This is a genomic window from Vibrio sp. MM46, from assembly GCF_027587135.1.
Classification (GTDB): Bacteria; Pseudomonadota; Gammaproteobacteria; order Enterobacterales; family Vibrionaceae; genus Vibrio; species Vibrio harveyi.
In genome coordinates this window covers 72017-89636 of record NZ_JAPPTO010000018.1, presented here as the reverse complement: position 1 = coordinate 89636, position 17620 = coordinate 72017, and the positions used below count along the sequence as shown (strand labels likewise).

The window sequence follows — 17620 nt, the reverse complement described above, 5'->3', positions numbered from 1 at the left end:
CTTTTTTAACTTACTAATATTTAAGTAATATTTATAAATCTTATCAATTATTGACGTTCGGTTCTCATACCCATAAGCAGGCTGACACACATCGCCAATAAAACGACGGTAAATGGCAGTGCAGTAGAGATTGCACCCGCTTGCAGCGCTTGAACAGCTTCAGAACCACCGATCCACAGTAATGCAACCGCAATCGCACCTTCCATGAATGCCCAGAATACACGCTGTAACACTGGTGCGTCGACTTTACCACCAGCGGTGATGCTGTCGATAACCAATGAGCCTGAGTCTGAAGAAGTAATAAAGAATACCAATACGAGTACGACTGCAATGATGGATAGCATGTTACCGAATGGCAATACATCAAACATTTGGAACATCGCAAGGGAAACATCAGTCAAACCATTTGCACCTAGCTCGCCCACATTATTGATCACTTGGTCGATAGCAAGACCACCGAATGTCGACATCCAAATCAAGGTAACTGCTGTCGGTACAATTAGAACCGCAGTGATGAATTCACGAACGGTACGACCGCGTGAAACTCGAGCGATAAACATACCTACAAATGGTGACCATGAGATCCACCAAGCCCAGTAGAATACTGTCCAACCTTGGAACCAAGCTTCATCAGTACGATCAAACGGATTACTCAGTGGAATAATATTCTCAACATAAGCCATCAATGTGGTTGGCACAGAGCCTAGTGTTACCGCCCAGCCGATCAAACCAACAAGGATAAGCAATAAGAAAGCAATCACCATGTTGATGTTACTGATGACTTTTACCCCGCCATCAATACCACGAACAACAGAAACAACCGCCAATAGCGTAACAACGGTGATAACGACAATTTGCAGTCCTAGTCCTGGTTCAACGCCAAAGACATGGTGAATACCACTTGCCGCTTGTTGTGCACCTAGACCTAGAGAAGTCGCCAGACCAAACAAGGTTGCCAATACCGCAAGAATATCCACGATGTGACCAGCCCAACCCCATGCGCGATCGCCCAATAACGGGTAGAAAATCGAGCGCATTGAAAGCGGCAGACCTTTGTTGTAAGTAAAGAAAGCAAGAGATAGTGCCACGACACCGTAAATCGCCCATGGGTGTAGACCCCAGTGGAACATGGTCGCACCTAGTGCTAGCTTCGCGGCTTCTGGTGTGTTTGCTTCTACACCCAACGGGGTTTCATACCAACCAGTGAAGTACGCTACTGGCTCTGCCACACTCCAGAACATCAAACCGATACCCATACCAGCAGCAAACAACATTGCCAGCCAGGACATGAATGAGTAATCAGCGACAGCATCTTTACCACCAAGGCGAATCTTACCCATTGGTGAAACGATGAGAGCTAAACAGAAGATAACGAAGATGTTACCAGAGATAATAAACAGCCAGTCAAAAGAACCGATGATTTTCCACTTAATGCCGTCGAGTGCGGTCTTAGCGGTGTGTGCGTCCAGCACAAGTGCAGCAATAAGAAACAGTGCAATGAAACCAGCACTGATACCAAAAACAGGATTATGTACGTCAAAACCCCATTTCTGGACGTTGTCTTGACCAACCGTATAGTCGGTACTGTCGATACTGTACTTATCTATACCTTTTGTCATTATTCCTCTCTTTTTATGTTCAATCTTCTTAACAAGGCATTAAAAATCATTTGAACACGATACATTTTATTTTCCATGAAAGTGGAAGATCCTACCATTTGAGGCGTTTTTGTCTATCTTTTGCTGATAAAAAATCCAATAACTTACATTTCAATCAGAAAAGTGTAGCTAAAAAAGCGGAAACAACCACAGCAATACTTAGACCACAAACATTTCTTACTATAATAATTCTAGTCGTTGCTTTTTTCCTCGCTCAATGACCTTAAAAACAATAAGGAGAGCCAAGGCAAATTATTGAAAATTGGTGTCGCGATCCCTAACGAAGCCCTTTAAATAACAGCGCATTTGAGTTAGTGTCGCCTCGTTACATGATCCCTTAATGACTGGATTACGAAATTGGAAAAGTACGAAGAAGTTTTGGTCTCGATTCGTCAGATCATCCGCGCTATTGATTTACATTCTAAGAAGTTAAGCAAAGAGTCTGGTTTGACGGCTCCTCAGCTGATCCTGATGCGTGCCATTAGTGAATTAAATAACGTCACTATCAAACAATTGTCTAGCCATACCAACATGAGTCAGGCAACGGCAACCACTATCCTTGACCGCTTAGAGCGCAACCAACTTGTTGAGCGCCGCCGCAGTGTCGAAGACAAGCGTAAAGTTCACGCGGTATTGACGGAGAAAGGACAAGAAGCCTTAAAACAGGCCCCGACGCCATTGCAAGAGCATTTTATTAGCCGCTTCCAAAAGCTGGAAGAGTGGGAACAGAGCTTGCTTTTGTCTTCTGTGCAGCGCATCTCGACCATGATGAATGCAGAAGATATTGATGTTGCCCCTATGCTTGAACTTGGCAGTATTACCAAGCCTGAATAAGTATCCCTTCGAGCGCTCTGATGTATGAAAGCATGAGGGCGCCCCTGCCTACTCTATCAATCCTATTTCAAAAGCGTATTTCGCCAACTCAGCCGTCGAGTGCAAATCCAGTTTGTGTTTGATGTTATGGCGGTGCGTTTCTACCGTTCGATAGCTAATGTCCAACAGCGTCGCAATCTTTTTGCTGCTGTTTCCTTGTGCCACTAACTTAAGCACCGCTTCTTCCCTGCGGCTAAGTGGGTTCGGCTTTTGCGCTGCCGGGACAACATCCTGCGTAAATAAGGTCTGGGTAACGGATTCGCAAAAGTAAGTCGATCCTTGGTTCACCGTTTTTATTGCTTGCACCATTTTCTCTGCTGAAATTTCTTTCAGCATGTAACCTACCGCACCAGCTTGCATCACCTTCATGATGTATTCACGGTTGTCGTGCATGGTGAGCATTAAAATTTTGCTCTCTGGACGCTCTTCCTTAATTACGCCAGTAGCTTCAATGCCATTCATGATTGGCATACTGATATCCATCAAGATGACATCTGGATTGAGAAGCTTTGATACTTCAATTGCCTCAAGCCCATTACTCGCCGTACCAATCACATCAATATCAGGTTCCAGTTCCAAACGCGCCATAAAACCATCAAGCACCACCTGATGGTCATCAACTATCACCACGCTAATTGGTTTATCCATAAACTAATCCATCCAAATCTAACAATACGGTGATTTCCGTCCCCAAACCGGGCTCGCTCATGAGTTCAAACTCGCCTCCGATAAACTCAACACGCTCACGCATGTTCCGCAATCCAATTCCTTGTCGGTGCACTGAAGGGTTGACCATAAAACCCGTACCGTCGTCTCGTATCAGTAATTGCAGCATATTGCCCATTTTTTGCAAAATTACTGTGACCTTTTTTGCTTTGGCGTGCTTCTCAATGTTGTTTAAAGATTCCTGAGCCACACGATACAAGGTTGTAGCCACTTCAGATTTCAACTTCACTTGCTCGGTATCAAAATGGCTATCGATGTCCATACCAGAGTGCGAATGAAAATCTTGCAATAATGTAGAAAGCGCGGCTTCTAAGCCAATATCATCCAAGGCACTTGGTCTCAGTTGGTGAGAAATATGGCGTACTTCATTAATCGCAGTGATCAACGAGCGTTGAGATTTATCTAGGTGAGCTTTGAGCTTTTCATCTTCAATACGATGCGCCATCAAATCAAGGTGACATTTGCTCGAAACCAGCAATTGATTGATGCCATCATGGAGCTCTCTCGCCAGATGTTTTTTCTCATCTTCTTGGAACATCACCGTTTTGTGGGCAAGCTCTTTTAGGTTCTTATCCGCTAAACGATGCTCGTGTAAATTGATGGCAAGTGTCAATACGATGATCACCGCCACCGTAACCACCAGAATAATCACCACGGTGAAAAAGGTAGTCTCGATATTTTGATTGATTGCCGCACGCATATTGGCGACTTCACGGCTCACATCTTCAATATACAACCCAGTGCCAATCATCCAATCCCATTTATCAAGCCATGCCGCATAGCTCAGCTTTGGTACCACCTCCCCCGTAGAGGGCTTTTGCCATAGATATTGATGGAACCCGCCCCCAAGCTGCGCTTGATAAAGCAGAGCCTCAATCAGGTGATCGCCATTTTCATCTTGAATATGCAGTAAATTTTGTCCGACTAAGTCCGGGAGAATGGGATGAACAAGGTTCGTGCCGTGCTTATCGTAGGCAAAGAAATACCCGTCTGAACCGTAACGTAAGCGGTTTAGGATCGCTTTTACGCGCGCTTTCGCGTCAGCCTCTTCAAGCATAGGATCGTTATAGATATGAGAAATGGCATCAAAGGCGAGATCTACGGTATCTTTTAGTGCCGCTTCTTTGGATTGAATTAAGTTCTGATGAAAGATTTCCACCTCACGCTGCCCCAAGGTTTTCGCTTGGTAAATGGAAATCCAACTGATACTGGCTGACACCAAAACCACAGGGATCAGTGCCAACAAGATTAACTTGGCTTTGAGAGGCATCCTTTCCCTCCAATGAAACGCTGATTAGGCTTGGGGCTGTTGACCTTTCGCGATTAAAATCGGTTCGAAACATCAACAGCCCCTGATAGTTAATCAGCTTAACAACTTGTCTCAAAAGGTGAAAATTTTCACATCACAATTCCTTGCTTCTTACTTGCATTAGGACATGCCATAGAATCCTGGGAAAAATAACAATGAAGCAAGTACCACAATCTGAATCGCAATGAATGGCATCACACCACGGTAGACATCCCGAGTGGTCACGCCTGCTGGAGCCACACCTTTTAGGTAGAACAAACTAAAACCAAAAGGCGGTGTTAGGAATGAGGTCTGCAGGTTCATCGCAATCAAAATCGCAAACCAAGTCATGTTGATACCCATCAACTCGGCAACAGGTGCAATGATTGGCACGATAATGAAACAGATTTCTACGAAGTCGATGAAGAACCCAAGGATAAGGATGACTAACATGGTAATGATCAAGAAGCCCCATTTTTCACCCGGAAGTTCCAACATCCACTCTTCAACAAGATAATCCCCCCCAGTGTACGTAAACGCCATTGAGAATGCCGTTGCCCCGAGCAAAATCGCAAAGACCATCGCGGTCACTTTTACGGTCTCTTTCGAAGCTTCATACACCATCGACCAACTAAACTGTTTGTAAAGCAACGACAATACAATTGCACCAGCCCCACCCAGTGCTGCGGACTCTGTTGGGGTAGCAATACCCGCAAAGATAGAGCCGAGAACAACAATAATCAGCGCCAACGGTGGCAGTACGGCTTTCAACGCAGTAATCACTTCTTCTTTACGACTGATAGACTCATCACGCTCGATAGGCTGGGCTGCTTCAGGGTTCAGTTTGGCGTAAATCAAAATGTAGATCACATACGCGCCCACCAGCACCAATCCCGGCCACACTGCGGCTTGGAACAAATCCCCGACTGGTACACCGAGAACATCCCCCAGAAGAATCAAAACTATGGAAGGCGGAATGATTTGACCTAACGTGCCCGACGCACAGATGGTGCCACAAGCCAATCCTTTGTCGTAATTGTACTTAAGCATCACTGGCAAGGAGATCAACCCCATTGCCACTACCGATGCACCGACTACCCCCGTGGATGCGGCAAGCAAGGCACCCACCAACACGGTTGAAATGGCAATACCACCGCGAATACCACCAAACAAACGCCCCATCGACTCAAGCAATTGCTCAGCCAATCGGGTCTTTTGCAACACTAATCCCATGAAGACAAACAGAGGTACTGCCATCAGTACCGTATTCTCCATGATGGATTGAATGCGATAAGGCATGAAAGCAAACATCTCAATGCCTTCTGCCCATACGCCAAAAATTAATGCGATGCCGCCAAAGGTGAAGGCAACAGGAAAACCAAGCAGTAGCGCAAATAACGCCACAAAAAACATCACTATACCGATCATACTGAATTCCTTTTACGACTTACCGTTGTTACCGGCATAGATAAGATGAGGGTTAACAATTTTGTTGATGGAATGAAGCAGTAAACCAACTCCGCTTACCGCCATAAACAAAAACGAAAGTGGAATCATACCTTTAATGATCCATCGGTATGGCAAACCACCCGGATCTCCAGATGTCTCGCCCAGCGCGTAACTCTCTTTGGCAAAGTCGACACCAAACCAAGCAACCAATAGGCAAAAGGGAAACAAAAAAAGTAAGGTGCCTAAAATGTCGATTATGGACTGCGCTTTGTATGACAAGCGCTCATAGAAAATATCTACGCGTACGTGCCCGCCGGATTTAATTGCGTAAGGTACACCAAGTAAAAACACGGCAGAGAAAAGGTGCCATTCCATTTCTTGAAAGGCGATCGAGACGTCATTGAACACGTAGCGCATGACAACGTCGTACACCACATTCGCTAGCAACAAAATAAATAAGATGCTGGATAACCAGCCTAGAAAATCACCGAAGCGGTTAAAGATTCGCTCAATATAAATAAGGCTTCTCATTCCGAACTCCATGGAACGTGGGGGATATTGGCTCCGCTGGTTCGCGGAGCACTTGTTATGACCTTCTCTAAGAGAAGTTTTCTTGGGCTTCATTGGCAGGCTAAATCACTCGAAATAGCCTGCGATACGAAGTTATTGCTGAGCTTGGCTGTTTAGGTAAGCTCGGTGTGAAATGTCAGACCAAGGGCGTACTTGCTCGATGTAGCTTGCTTGTGACTCTTGGATTTCTTTCGCTAGCGCGTCTTTCTCAGCATGCTGTTTTAGCAAACGCTCGTTCGCTTCTCGCAGCGCTGAAATCACCTCTGGTGGGAAGTCTTTAACTTGTACGTCTGGGTATTCTGATTGGATAGATGCCCAGTTCTTACCACTTTCATGTTTAGACTGCGTGTACATATCGTAAGCTGCCGCTTTCATCGCTACTTGCAAGATCGCTTTTAGATCATCCGGTAGGCGTTCCCAAGTACGTTTGTTCACTAGGAACTGCAGTTCGGTACCTGGCTCATGCCAACCTGTATAGTAGTAAGGAGCAATTTTGTGGAAGCCCATACGCAAATCCAGAGATGGTCCTACCCACTCCAATGCATCAATCGTGCGTCGTTCAAGAGAAGTGTATAGCTCACCCGGTGCGATGTTTGTTGGTTTTGCACCCAGCTCTGCGAGAATTTCCCCAGCGAAACCCGGAATACGCATTTTCAGACCTTTTAGATCATCTACTGATTTGATTTCTTTCTGGAACCAACCGCCCATCTGGGTATCGGTGTTACCACCAGGGAAAGACAGCAAGTTATGCGGAGAATAAACCTTCTCCATCAACTCCATGCCACCACCGTAGTAAAACCATGCGTACTGTTCTGTTGGCAACATACCGAAAGGCATAGAGGTGAAGTAAAGGGTGTTTGGTACTTTGCCTTTCCAGTAATAAGAAGCGGAATGTCCCATGTCGTACTGACCGGATTTCACCATATCAAACACGCCAAGCGGCGCTTTATGCTTGTTTGCGGAATCAATACGAATTTGTAGGCGTCCGTTTGACATTTCTTCTGCCATTTTCGCCATGTTCTTTGTTGCATCACCGAAGATAGGGAAATTCGGTCCCCAAGTCTCCGCTAGTTTCAAGCGATACACTTTATCGTCAGCAGCGTTAGCAGAAGTCGCTACAAATGCCATGGTTGCTACCATCGCTGTCGCTTTGAGTACTCGTTTCAAAGATTTTTGGATAAGACTCATCGTTCACGTCCTTTGTCACCAAGGTTATTGTTGTCATCCATTACATAAGGATTCGATATAGAAGATGGGACATTACTTGGAAGTAAGAAATGGGCATGAACACGCAACAAATCGGTGTCTATAAGCTAGGCCTAGTCGTTAGTATTACGTATTTCTGCGTAGGCGATGAGCGATCATCATGAAACAAAGTCGTAAAATCAGAATGTTATCTATTTCATTTGGAGAAAGCAGCATAGAAACCACGTACGTGGTTAACTGCGAAAGAATTTACACAGTATTTAATAAATTGTGACAAATGACGGATTTGTATCGTTAGAATGCTCAATTATGGAAGGGAAAAAGCCGCTCTTAAGGTAAAAAAATACCCCGGTCAATGCCGAGGTATTTAATGCAAAAAACAGAATTACAGCGGTAATTAAACTGCTTTATAGATAACTTTGTTACCTGCTAACTGCTCTTTTTGAACTAGGTTTTCTTCAAGAAGCTTCTTCAGTGCGCCAGTAGCCCATGATGCCGCTTTAGTGTCTTCTTGACCAGCAGCCAGACCGATACCTTTAGGGTTGATACCTTCTGCGTTTGCTACAACGATATCTAGTACTTGTTGCTGCTTAGGAGTAAGTGCAACCTCAACCGTTTTTGCTGCAGCTACTTTCTTCTCAGCTACTGCTTTTTCAGCAACAGCTTTTTTAGCAACGGAAGGTGCTGCTGCTTTCTCAACAACAGGTTTAGCCGCCTTCGGTGCTGCAACTACGTTTGCTACTGTCGCTTTAATGCGTTTTTGCAGTTTCATCTGCACTTTACGCTTATGAGCAAGTCTCATTGAATATTTCTCCAGTTCACTGCATCTCAGCAGGGATGAAAATTTGAAGCGCGTTTTATACCAAAAATCACAAACGATTTGTAGGTTTTAGCGGCGAAACGCGATGAAAAATGCGCTCATTGCATAGAACGTCTACTATTTAATCAGATAAATTGTGAACGGATTTATTGAATACTGGGTATAAAAACAGAGGTTCTTTGTTTCTGATAAGCAAGTAAATGAATATCAAAAACAAGAGCCTCAACACCATTGTTCAATGAGGCTAAAAGCATGGAAACGCGGCATCTCAGCAACTCACATTTCAAATCTGACTCCCCCATCAACAAATTGATCATGTTTATGGTTGTCACGATTACCTTATTTCTGGTTTTAATTGCTCCAGGATGGAAACAAGCCATGTTGTCGGTGATCTTGATGGCACTCATCGTTGGCTTTGCCATTGTAATGATCAAAAAGAGCCAGGTCTCTTTCACGCTCACCGCTTCTCATTTCCAGCAACATCTTTTCAAAGGCGGCTGGGTACTACGTTGGAAAGACATTGATTCAATCGGTATTTGCACCTACGAGCAAGAAGGTTGGCATCAACCTTTACCTTGGATTGGTATTCGCTTGAAGCACTATTCCCCTTATCTCAACTCGATCTGTCCTCGAATCGCAACGGAAATTTTATTAGGGCAACGAGCTTTGCTTTACTTAGGCGCAAGACAAAATAATTGCGAAACAAAATTTGAAGATATGGTGTTAGACCCCGCTCCATACATTAATCAAGAAGGCATGCATTACGAAGGTCTACAAGCCATGCTGGCGAATAGAATGAAGTATCAGAGGCAGTTTTACGGCTATGACGTGTTTATTTCAGCCAGTGACTTAGACCGAGAAGCTGAAGAGTTTGTGGGATTGGCTCGACGTTACTTAGCTGCCGCCGAGCCAGATGCTTAATTCAATGCGCCTTAATATAGAGGCATTTCGTCGGCAACGAATGGGTTTGTCTTGCGTTCATGACCAAACGTCGATTGTGGGCCATGCCCAGGAACGAAAGTTACATCGTTGCCGAGTGGCCACAGCTTTTCTTTGATCGAACTTATCAATGTATTGAAGTCCCCTTGAGGGAAATCTGTACGACCTACACTGCCGTTAAACAAAACATCACCAACGAAAGCAAGACGAGCTTCTTCACTGTAAAGCACAACGTGACCAGGCGTATGTCCAGGCGTATGAATAACATCTAAAGTTTGGTTGCCAAAAGAGACCTTATCGCCCTCATTTAGCCATTGATGTGGTTCAAACGCTTCAGTCAATGGGAACCCAAACATTTGACTCTGACCTTCCAAGCCTTGCAACCAGAAGTTATCCGCTTTGTGTGGCCCAACAATTTCAGTACCACCAAGAAGAGCAGATAATGGTTCAGTGCCGCCCACATGGTCTAAGTGACCGTGTGTCAGAACTAGGTTTACAACCTCAACACCCAACTCTTTGATCAGCATTGCCAGTTGCTTTTCATCACCACCCGGGTCAACCACAATGCCCTTCATGGTTTCATCACACCAGACAATAGAACAGTTTTGAGAGAAAGATGTTACGGGAACAACTTGGTACTTCAGAGCCATAGATAACCTATACCGAATAAATTTTCGTGAAAACTGCGGCAACTATGACACTAAGCCTGAGTGACTTCAAGCGCTGAGCCATGGGTAATTAACGACTTTCTACGTCAATAAATTAAGTCTTAGGCAGGCATTACCAAGAACGTACTGCGCCGGTATCGATATGTACAAAGTTACTGCGTGGGTAATAGCCAACACCACCCGCTTTTAAACTTAATGCGGCATCACGCACGGTCGAAAGCTTGACGCCATCTAAGCGAAAATCGATCGCTTTGCCTTCCATGTGCATGCTTTTCTTTGCCACGCCAGAAGAGTTGTTGCGTAGCGATGCATTCGTTAGAGGCGAACGGTACCCTGAAATCACAATTACCTCTGCATCGGTACCTATCAGTGCTTGGATCTGACTGATTTGATCAAATAAGCGGCGGTCCATTGGATGGATTTCGTTGCGACGATGGTCACGACAAAACTTATCAAGCCGTTTAAGTTCCTCGTCCACATAAGTACTACCGTTGAAGTAGCATGACTCCAAAAGCTCACCAGTATTGAGATTATTCATCGCAAGCACACGAGGTTCATCAGGCAATGAAGCCCAAGACAAACTTGGCATCGCCGAGGCGACCACAACACCACCAGCGGTCATTTTAAGAAAATCACGACGGGAAAAATTACGACTTACCATGACAAATATACTGCTCAATTACTGTACGAGCAGCGGACATTACCGAAACCTATTTAACGCGTCAAATGCATAAACCGGTCCGGCTTGTCGCTTTTAGGCTGGATTTTTTGCTTACTTATTGAACAAAAAACAGATTTTCTTAATTGTAAATTTTCTTAAATTAAGTGTGCCCTTTACCCTTGGTCGTCGTATTGATAAATATCATCACGGTAGTAGAGCGTGCCTTCTTCTAACCACGCGGTTTGATAAATGATGTGCACTTGAATTCGCTCACTCAAAGGGACTGAGGTGTTGGAGCGACGTCCACTTTGACGTTTTTTCGCTAACCGTTCTTCAAGACCTTGCGTTTTAAAGAGCAACTCAGCAAGTTGATCAGCATGCTCAACGCGAACACACCCTGAGCTGAACGCTCTCCGATCTTGATCGAACAAGTTTTTGCTTGGAGTATCGTGTAGATAGATTGCTTGTGGGTTCGGCATATTAAACTTGTACAACCCTAAAGCATTGTGCGAACCCGATGACTGTCTCATCCGGTAAGGAAAGCTTCTTGGGTTGACCGTTGCCCAGTTAATTGTGGTTGGGTCAATGATCTCTTGCGAGGTCCATGATCGGATGATCTGGATATTATGCTCGATCAGATACATGGGATTACGCTTCACCTTAGGGATGATGTCCTTAACCATGATCTTCCAAGGAACATTCCAAGTTGGGTTTAAGATAACGGAATCGAGCGTGCCCGTCATGATTGGGGTCTTGCGTGATGCTCTCCCTACCACTACCTTGGATTCAAACAGTGCTTGTCCTTGATGCCAGTAGGTCACTTCGTAGCCGGGGACATTGACAAACACCACGTTGTCACGCTCTTTTGCCCAAATCCGCGAGCGCTCTGCGTTAAGTGCTAGAGAGTGCAATCGTTGCTCAGGAGAGAAGTTGATCCAGCGAATCGTATTGGGGCCGATGATACCGTCTTGCTTCAAGCCATGAATACGTTGAAACTCCATCACCGCCAGTTCTAGGTTTTCATCATAACGTGTGGTCTCTGTGTCTAAATGACCGACTTCAACGCCCACGATTTGCATCCGCGCTATCAGGCTCGATTTATCAAATAGCTCGTCTCCGACTCTCGCCAATCTCTGCTCTTGCTGATACAAAGGGAACTCAAACTGCGCGTAAGTCGATAATGAAGCAAAGGCGGTATTAAATGATGCATCCATTTGTAGGGGGGAGCGAAGTTCGGCAAGAAACTGGTCAAGTTTGCCTACCGTGATTTCATTACTCAACAACGACAGCGTTTCGATACTTGGCGCAGGCAGTTTAACGTGAACTTTATTTGCAAATAGCCAATTGATGCCTTCTTGTGGAACTTGTTCAAGGTAGGACAAATACATGAGGAGTGAATCACTCATCACCAGATCAAAGTCAAGCTCATCACCTTGTTCGCGTACTTGTTCAATACGTCGCAGTTGGTCATCAAATTCAGAGGTCACATCCGCCAATGCCACCAGCTCAATTTGAAAGATGAGTTGATCAACATCAGTTTCATTTTCCCAGTTGAGACGGTAGTTGGTGCTTTGGTAGAGCTGATCGATGACATCTGGATAGTGGATCATCTTCTCCACAGACAACTGATCAACCGCGCCCTCTTGCTCTGTTTGTGCAGATGCATCGGGAGAAACCACGGTTGAAAAGCTGCAAAACGGCACCAAAAGTGCCGTTATCATTATGAGTCTAGCAATCACTGAAACGATCCCTTCGTTACGTGCCATAAAAAAAGTATGGCAAATATCTCACGGGTTGCCGCTTTAAAATTAAGAATCTGCAAACGAAAATGCCAACAAGATCCTCAATAAGATGTTACTTAATGATCTTTCTAGACAATTCTCGCCCAGTGGTTATCCCATTGAACGCCGCTAGCAAAAGTATTCTTTGACTCTGTAGGTCTTTGTTCGACCACTCTCCCTGCGCCAGAGCTGACGCGAAACTCATCACCGTAAGTGACGACACCAGAAGCATCTGGTAGTGCATTCAATTCAACCAACTGTCCGGTGGATTTCGACCAAATACCGTAACAACTTCCCGGAGGTGATGTTGCTAATATCCAATCTTCTGTCGCAGCAATGCTTGCCACATAATGATTAAAACGCGCCCACTGCTCCGGTTCAGCTTGCAAATCTTGCATCTCACCACCACGCGTATGCATGGCGATCAAAGCTGGGTATTCATCCGGCTCACCACGATATTGCTGACCGCAAAGCACTGTCTCAACACCATCATGTGCAAGGTGACGAATACTCAGCTTATGATCGGGTAAAGACACTTGGTCTAACAATTTTCCTTCTTGCGAAAGATAGCTCAGACTTGGCGTCATGGTATTTAGATTAAGCGGCTCGCGTCCATTCGTGTGGACGCCACCAACACCAATGGCTAAAGCGCCGTCAGGCATCATGATGACTTCATGAGGTCCGAGACCAAATCCGCTCAATTCATCAATTTTTTGATACTGCCTTTGCGCATCATAAACTCCGATGATCCCTCGGCTTGTTCCCCTTTCCCCCTCAGTAGCAAATAAGTAATGACCATCATGGGAGTAAACACCATGCCCATAGAAATGGCGGTCCGCTTTTGCTAACTCCAGTTTGACCATTTGCTCCGAACGATAGTCAAACACCATAAAAAAGGTGCCGGGACGACGACCAAAGACAACCGCATGACCTTGCGGGTTGGTCGCCACGCCATGACCCCGTTCAGGGATTGGCAGCGAAGACAGCGGCATGCCATGTTCATCGGCAACTACGGCAGCGTATTTGTCGCGTCCAATGATAGAGCAGCCAATCAAAGCTGGCTCGCGTGTGTTTGTTGAAGTGCAACCGAACGGCAGAACAGGGGCAGCCGCTCCAAACAAAGCGGCTTTCAGTAAGGTTCGGCGAGTTTGATCAGTCACCATCGGTTGCATTGAATCCTATAACGACACCAAGTTCGATAGCCACCTCTTCGTGGATCAGATACTTCAGTTGCTCAAGCTTGTTGTATTGTGCGAGAACCATTCGATAACCGTCTTTGGTTTGCAGCGCGGCAAACAAACTTTTATCTTCAGGCCACGTATCCAATGCCATATCAAATTGATGAACAACACGATCAGCTAATTCACTATGCCCCTGATCACGAAGCAATGCATCTAAACCAGAGCCGTTAGCAAGATAGAGAGCCTGTAACGCTTCAAGGTTAGCCTTCAAGTTAGACAATGAAGTTTGTGAACGCCATGATTCTGAGAAATAAGGACGCGGTTTGCCTATTTTGGCCAATGGGCGGCTCAGCTTCTTCATGCTGTATTCTAATTGATTAGACAGCAACGAAATGTACTCAGACTCCCACTCCGTCATGTCTAATGACTTCCATGGGTTTTGTGCCCATGAATCTGCAATGATGCTTGCTTTGTTATTAAGGTTTTCTGCAATCGCAACACTGGTAGCACACGTATTGCTATTAGTAGATAAACTCGACGCCTTGTCGTAAAGCAACCATTCCAGCGCACCCAACCCTTGTACTGTTACGCTTTGAGTCGAAATATCCTCTGCGCTCCAAATTTGGTCAGACTTCGTTAAGACCGACATTTTTCGTCCAGTCGTGTTCTTCTTGTCTGGCCAAAATTGCACATTCCAGCTCTGCTCTAATGCAGTCGCAGGTCCACGCTCTTGCCCTTGTAATGCCATCCACGCCAACATGGTTTGATGCCATTGTTGCTTAATTTGTGCGTCGGCTTTCATATGTGAAGCACAGTATTCTGTGAGGCTCAGCTCTAACTTGGTTGTCTGAGTTACAAACGCCTGTGCCGCGTTAAACTCCACCTCGTATACGTTTTGTGAAATATGGCTTGTACTCTCGGGCTCAACAGAGCTTGACCCGTTTGTCGATTGGCAGCCAGCCAAACTTAACGTTGCGGCAATCGCACTCACTAACAAAGTTTTTTTCATGGTTGGCTCCTTATAGAGAATTCAGGAATGCGATCAATGCGTCGCGTTCTTTCTTGTTGAGCGCTAAAACGTTTTGCTTAGCCGTTTCTGCCTCGCCGCCGTGCCACAATACGGCTTCCATTAAGTTACGTGCACGACCGTCATGTAAGAAGTAAGTATGACCATTTACCTCTTCGGTATAACCAATTCCCCATAACGGCGCGGTTCGCCATTCACGGCCATTCGCTAGGTACTCAGGACGGTTATCTGCCAAGCCATCACCCATGTCATGCAGAAGCATATCGGTATAAGGGTGAATAAGTTGCTCAGAAAGAGCCGGTAATTCCGGTCGCTTAGCGGTTTTTACGCTCGTCTTGTGGCAACTTTCGCAGCCAGAAGACGCAAAAATCTGCTGACCAAGCTGAACCTCGGGATCATTGATATTTCGACGTGCCGGTACTGCGAGATGTTGACTATAGAACTCAACAAAATCGAGGATATTTTTACTCACCTCTGGTTTGCCGCCATTAGGCATGTCATCACAAATCGTCTGCTTAGAAGTGCAGTTTTCGTTCGGGAACAAATGACTAGTCAGACCCACATCGCCGTTAAATGCAGCGGCGTTTTGTTGCATGAGCGTCGGTTGCCCTGCTTTCCAGCCAAATCGACCAATTGAGAAATCGTCTTTTTCGATGTCCCACACTTTATTCACTTTGCCAGAGATACCATCTTTGTTTGTATCTTGCTCGTCAGCCCAAGCCAGCAACGTTTTATCGGGAATGCTCTCCAGCAAACCAAGACCGATCATTGGCGGAGCAACACGCGCAGAGAACTCTGTATCAGGGTGCATCGCCCCATAACCTAAATCCGTAATTTGCAGCACTGGCTTTCTGAGTACGACCTTGGTGCCATCTTTAAAAGTAACTGGCACGTCGGTGTAACTGATATTGATTTTGCCTTCCGGCGTTTGATCTTGCAGTGCAAAATCTTGTAGCTGCCCACCGTAAGTTGGCTCAGGGATACCGCCATCTTTGATGTACGCTTTTTTCTGCTCCGGAGTCATTGCTGGAATACTGAGGCGCACTAGCATAGAGACCGCATGCAAATCGTCTTTTTCCGGCGGATGACCACGCCCATCTTTGATATGGCAGTTTTGGCAACCATTCGTGTTAAACAAAGGTCCCAGTCCATCGCGAGCGTCTGTTGATGCAGGCGCTTGTACCCAAGGGTTACGGAAGAAACTGTTGCCGACACTAAAGTCCAGCCGTTTGCTCATCGGCAGGTTGGCAGCAGGAAGAGAATACGCGTTAGCGCCGTCTTTTTTGACGCTGGTTTTGCCACCAGACTTAACATCATAAGCCATGGCAGAAGAAGAAAGGAGCGCGACTAGCGCAGAATATAGGTATGGCTTCATATCATTGCTCTACTAATACGACAGGTGTGATAACAACGAGCTCAAACGGCAAAAGGGCTCACAAAGAGCCCTTATTTATTATGGTTTTCTTATTAAAACTCGTGATCAGCAGTATCAGGGCTTAAGCTGTCGATACCGACGATGTTCGCCGCTCGCTCAATCGCACCTGTTTGAGCTACCAATGACATGATCGTGTCATTGACTAGCGCATTGCCTTGCGTATTACCAGCTGCGATCAACTGGTCAAAGTGTTGGTTATTCTTCTCTGCAGAAGTAACCAGCTCGCCCACTTGGCTACGTGTTGTATCAAACTGCTTTTGGATCTCTTTTGCCGCTTGTTTGTCTTTTTGAGCGACTAAATCCGCAATACTTGGACCAGACAGTTCTTTTCCGTCAACACCTTTGTACGTACCTGTGTAAACGTTGTAGATGCCTTGCTCATTGTAGTAATGAGAGTTATGCGTGTTGTCTGAGAAACAATCGTGCTCATCTTCAGTAGAGTTTGCCTCTAGCGCTACTTTCATACGTTCGCCCGCTAGTTCACCTAGAGACAGAGAGCCCATGCCGAACAACATCTTACGAAGACCATTATCTGCAGATTCGCTTAGAAGCTCTTCACGGTAATTACCTTTTACTTCCGAAGACCACTGCTTCTCCATCCACTCAAGATCCTGAACCAACAGATCTGCAGCCGCTTTTAGGTACTCACCACGACGGTCACAATGATCATTCGTACATTCAGAACCAACCACAAAGTCAGTATAAGCACGCTGACCCGCACCCGCATTTGTGCCATTTAGATCTTGGCCCCAAAGTAGGAATTCAATCGCGTGGTAACCAGAAGCAACGTTTGCTTCAGAGCCACCCACTTCGTTTAGATCCGCTAGCAACTCTGGTGTAATTTTTGAAACGTCTAGCTTAGACGCACCAATTTGTAGGCTTGTGTTTGCGATGATATTTGCTGCAGCACCTTCGTTACCAAGCTCATATTGGTAATCAGAAGCGACATAGTCAATCAGACCTTCATCGAGCGGCCATGCGTTAAGCTGACCTTCCCAATCATCGACGATTGCGTTACCAAAACGGAAAACTTCAGACTGTTGGTATGGTACGCGAGCGTCAAGCCAAGCTTGTTTAACTTCTTCAAGCTTTTTCGCTGATGGGGATTCAAGAAACTCATCGATTTTTACGTCGAGTGTTTTCGCTGTAGTCACAGAATCAGCGAACACGGCGTGTGCCACGTCAGCATAATGTTCGACCACTTGTTGTTTAGTTACTGTCGCAGCAACCGTAGAACCACTGGCAATGAGGAGTGATGCAGCAATAGATTGGACTAATACTGTTTTTGCATTCATCTGAAGCATCCTTGTTGAGCATTTTAATTATCGTATTGGTAGT

The 17620-nt window shown here is 45.5% G+C and carries 16 protein-coding genes; 2 read left to right on the top strand and 14 right to left on the bottom strand.

All coding sequences use genetic code 11. The annotated features are described in order from the left end of the window. Positions 1 to 47: 47 nt before the first annotated feature. Positions 48 to 1619, bottom strand: coding sequence for a BCCT family transporter (locus tag OH459_RS19360; RefSeq protein WP_005445152.1), 1572 nt, complete (start codon positions 1617 to 1619; stop codon positions 48 to 50). A gap of 396 nt (positions 1620 to 2015) precedes the next feature. Here OH459_RS19360 and cosR point away from each other — a divergent pair, with 396 nt between their 5' ends. Then, positions 2016 to 2492 carry a MarR family transcriptional regulator CosR gene (cosR, locus tag OH459_RS19355; RefSeq protein WP_005445149.1) on the top strand — a complete coding sequence of 159 codons (477 nt, stop codon included), beginning with the start codon at positions 2016 to 2018 and terminating at the stop codon, positions 2490 to 2492. 48 nt (positions 2493 to 2540) lie between these two features. On the opposite strand, the gene OH459_RS19350 is transcribed toward cosR, so the two are convergent. The 6 genes from OH459_RS19350 to OH459_RS19325 form a co-directional block, all read right to left on the bottom strand. After that, complete coding sequence (locus tag OH459_RS19350; RefSeq protein ID WP_269988155.1) at positions 2541 to 3179, bottom strand: response regulator; 639 nt, start codon at positions 3177 to 3179, stop codon at positions 2541 to 2543. Beyond that, positions 3172 to 4527, bottom strand: a complete 1356-nt coding sequence (locus tag OH459_RS19345; RefSeq protein ID WP_005445145.1) for a cache domain-containing protein — start codon at positions 4525 to 4527, stop codon at positions 3172 to 3174. The genes OH459_RS19350 and OH459_RS19345 overlap by 8 nt, the downstream gene beginning before the upstream one ends. Positions 4528 to 4686: 159 nt before the next feature. Next, on the bottom strand, positions 4687 to 5973 hold the full coding sequence (locus OH459_RS19340) for a TRAP transporter large permease (protein WP_269988154.1): 1287 nt from the start codon (positions 5971 to 5973) through the stop codon (positions 4687 to 4689). 12 nt (positions 5974 to 5985) lie between these two features. Next, on the bottom strand, positions 5986 to 6525 hold the full coding sequence (locus OH459_RS19335) for a TRAP transporter small permease subunit (protein WP_005445141.1): 540 nt from the start codon (positions 6523 to 6525) through the stop codon (positions 5986 to 5988). A gap of 132 nt (positions 6526 to 6657) precedes the next feature. Next, a complete protein-coding gene (locus tag OH459_RS19330; protein WP_005445140.1) occupies positions 6658 to 7752 on the bottom strand; it encodes a TRAP transporter substrate-binding protein in 1095 nt (364 codons plus the stop codon). Positions 7753 to 8167: 415 nt separating this feature from the next. Continuing rightward, positions 8168 to 8572: a hypothetical protein gene (locus OH459_RS19325; protein ID WP_005445139.1), complete on the bottom strand. Its 405-nt coding sequence runs from the start codon at positions 8570 to 8572 to the stop codon at positions 8168 to 8170. A 270-nt stretch (positions 8573 to 8842) separates the two neighbouring features. Between OH459_RS19325 and OH459_RS19320 the strand changes: the two genes are divergently transcribed. After that, positions 8843 to 9511 (top strand): DUF2982 domain-containing protein, encoded by a 669-nt coding sequence (locus OH459_RS19320; protein ID WP_005445138.1) that lies wholly within the window; start codon positions 8843 to 8845, stop codon positions 9509 to 9511. 11 nt (positions 9512 to 9522) lie between these two features. Here the strand turns inward: OH459_RS19320 and OH459_RS19315 are convergent, their stop codons facing one another. From OH459_RS19315 to OH459_RS19285, 7 genes are all read right to left on the bottom strand, one after another. Next, positions 9523 to 10179: an MBL fold metallo-hydrolase gene (locus tag OH459_RS19315; RefSeq protein WP_005445137.1), complete on the bottom strand. Its 657-nt coding sequence runs from the start codon at positions 10177 to 10179 to the stop codon at positions 9523 to 9525. A gap of 130 nt (positions 10180 to 10309) precedes the next feature. Further along, positions 10310 to 10858, bottom strand: coding sequence for a DUF882 domain-containing protein (locus OH459_RS19310; protein WP_005445130.1), 549 nt, complete (start codon positions 10856 to 10858; stop codon positions 10310 to 10312). Between the two features lie 173 nt (positions 10859 to 11031). Beyond that, a complete protein-coding gene (locus OH459_RS19305) occupies positions 11032 to 12624 on the bottom strand; it encodes a L,D-transpeptidase family protein (RefSeq protein ID WP_017817911.1) in 1593 nt (530 codons plus the stop codon). Positions 12625 to 12728: 104 nt separating this feature from the next. Further along, on the bottom strand, positions 12729 to 13811 hold the full coding sequence (locus tag OH459_RS19300; protein WP_101960959.1) for a DUF1513 domain-containing protein: 1083 nt from the start codon (positions 13809 to 13811) through the stop codon (positions 12729 to 12731). Further along, positions 13792 to 14829: an imelysin family protein gene (locus OH459_RS19295; RefSeq protein WP_269988148.1), complete on the bottom strand. Its 1038-nt coding sequence runs from the start codon at positions 14827 to 14829 to the stop codon at positions 13792 to 13794. Before OH459_RS19295 ends, OH459_RS19300 begins: the two co-directional genes overlap by 20 nt. Before the next feature lie 10 nt (positions 14830 to 14839). Continuing rightward, the gene (locus OH459_RS19290; protein ID WP_029790970.1) at positions 14840 to 16222 is read right to left on the bottom strand and encodes a di-heme oxidoreductase family protein; all 1383 of its coding nucleotides are present in this window, start codon (positions 16220 to 16222) and stop codon (positions 14840 to 14842) included. 92 nt (positions 16223 to 16314) lie between these two features. After that, positions 16315 to 17577: an imelysin family protein gene (locus tag OH459_RS19285; RefSeq protein ID WP_005445123.1), complete on the bottom strand. Its 1263-nt coding sequence runs from the start codon at positions 17575 to 17577 to the stop codon at positions 16315 to 16317. Between the last annotated feature and the right edge of the window lie 43 nt (positions 17578 to 17620).

Bases quoted from the DNA above. Each gene is read 5' to 3' on its own strand.
- OH459_RS19360 (WP_005445152.1), bottom strand. From the start codon at position 1,619: ATGACAAAAGGTATAGATAAGTACAGTATCGACAGTACCGACTATACG.
- OH459_RS19350 (WP_269988155.1), bottom strand. From the start codon at position 3,179: ATGGATAAACCAATTAGCGTGGTGATAGTTGATGACCATCAGGTGGTG.
- OH459_RS19345 (WP_005445145.1), bottom strand. From the start codon at position 4,527: ATGCCTCTCAAAGCCAAGTTAATCTTGTTGGCACTGATCCCTGTGGTT.
- OH459_RS19340 (WP_269988154.1), bottom strand. From the start codon at position 5,973: ATGATCGGTATAGTGATGTTTTTTGTGGCGTTATTTGCGCTACTGCTT.
- OH459_RS19335 (WP_005445141.1), bottom strand. From the start codon at position 6,525: ATGAGAAGCCTTATTTATATTGAGCGAATCTTTAACCGCTTCGGTGAT.
- OH459_RS19330 (WP_005445140.1), bottom strand. From the start codon at position 7,752: ATGAGTCTTATCCAAAAATCTTTGAAACGAGTACTCAAAGCGACAGCG.
- OH459_RS19325 (WP_005445139.1), bottom strand. From the start codon at position 8,572: ATGAGACTTGCTCATAAGCGTAAAGTGCAGATGAAACTGCAAAAACGC.
- OH459_RS19320 (WP_005445138.1), top strand. From the start codon at position 8,843: ATGGAAACGCGGCATCTCAGCAACTCACATTTCAAATCTGACTCCCCC.
- OH459_RS19315 (WP_005445137.1), bottom strand. From the start codon at position 10,179: ATGGCTCTGAAGTACCAAGTTGTTCCCGTAACATCTTTCTCTCAAAAC.
- OH459_RS19310 (WP_005445130.1), bottom strand. From the start codon at position 10,858: ATGGTAAGTCGTAATTTTTCCCGTCGTGATTTTCTTAAAATGACCGCT.
- OH459_RS19305 (WP_017817911.1), bottom strand. From the start codon at position 12,624: ATGGCACGTAACGAAGGGATCGTTTCAGTGATTGCTAGACTCATAATG.
- OH459_RS19300 (WP_101960959.1), bottom strand. From the start codon at position 13,811: ATGCAACCGATGGTGACTGATCAAACTCGCCGAACCTTACTGAAAGCC.
- OH459_RS19295 (WP_269988148.1), bottom strand. From the start codon at position 14,829: ATGAAAAAAACTTTGTTAGTGAGTGCGATTGCCGCAACGTTAAGTTTG.
- OH459_RS19290 (WP_029790970.1), bottom strand. From the start codon at position 16,222: ATGAAGCCATACCTATATTCTGCGCTAGTCGCGCTCCTTTCTTCTTCT.
- OH459_RS19285 (WP_005445123.1), bottom strand. From the start codon at position 17,577: ATGAATGCAAAAACAGTATTAGTCCAATCTATTGCTGCATCACTCCTC.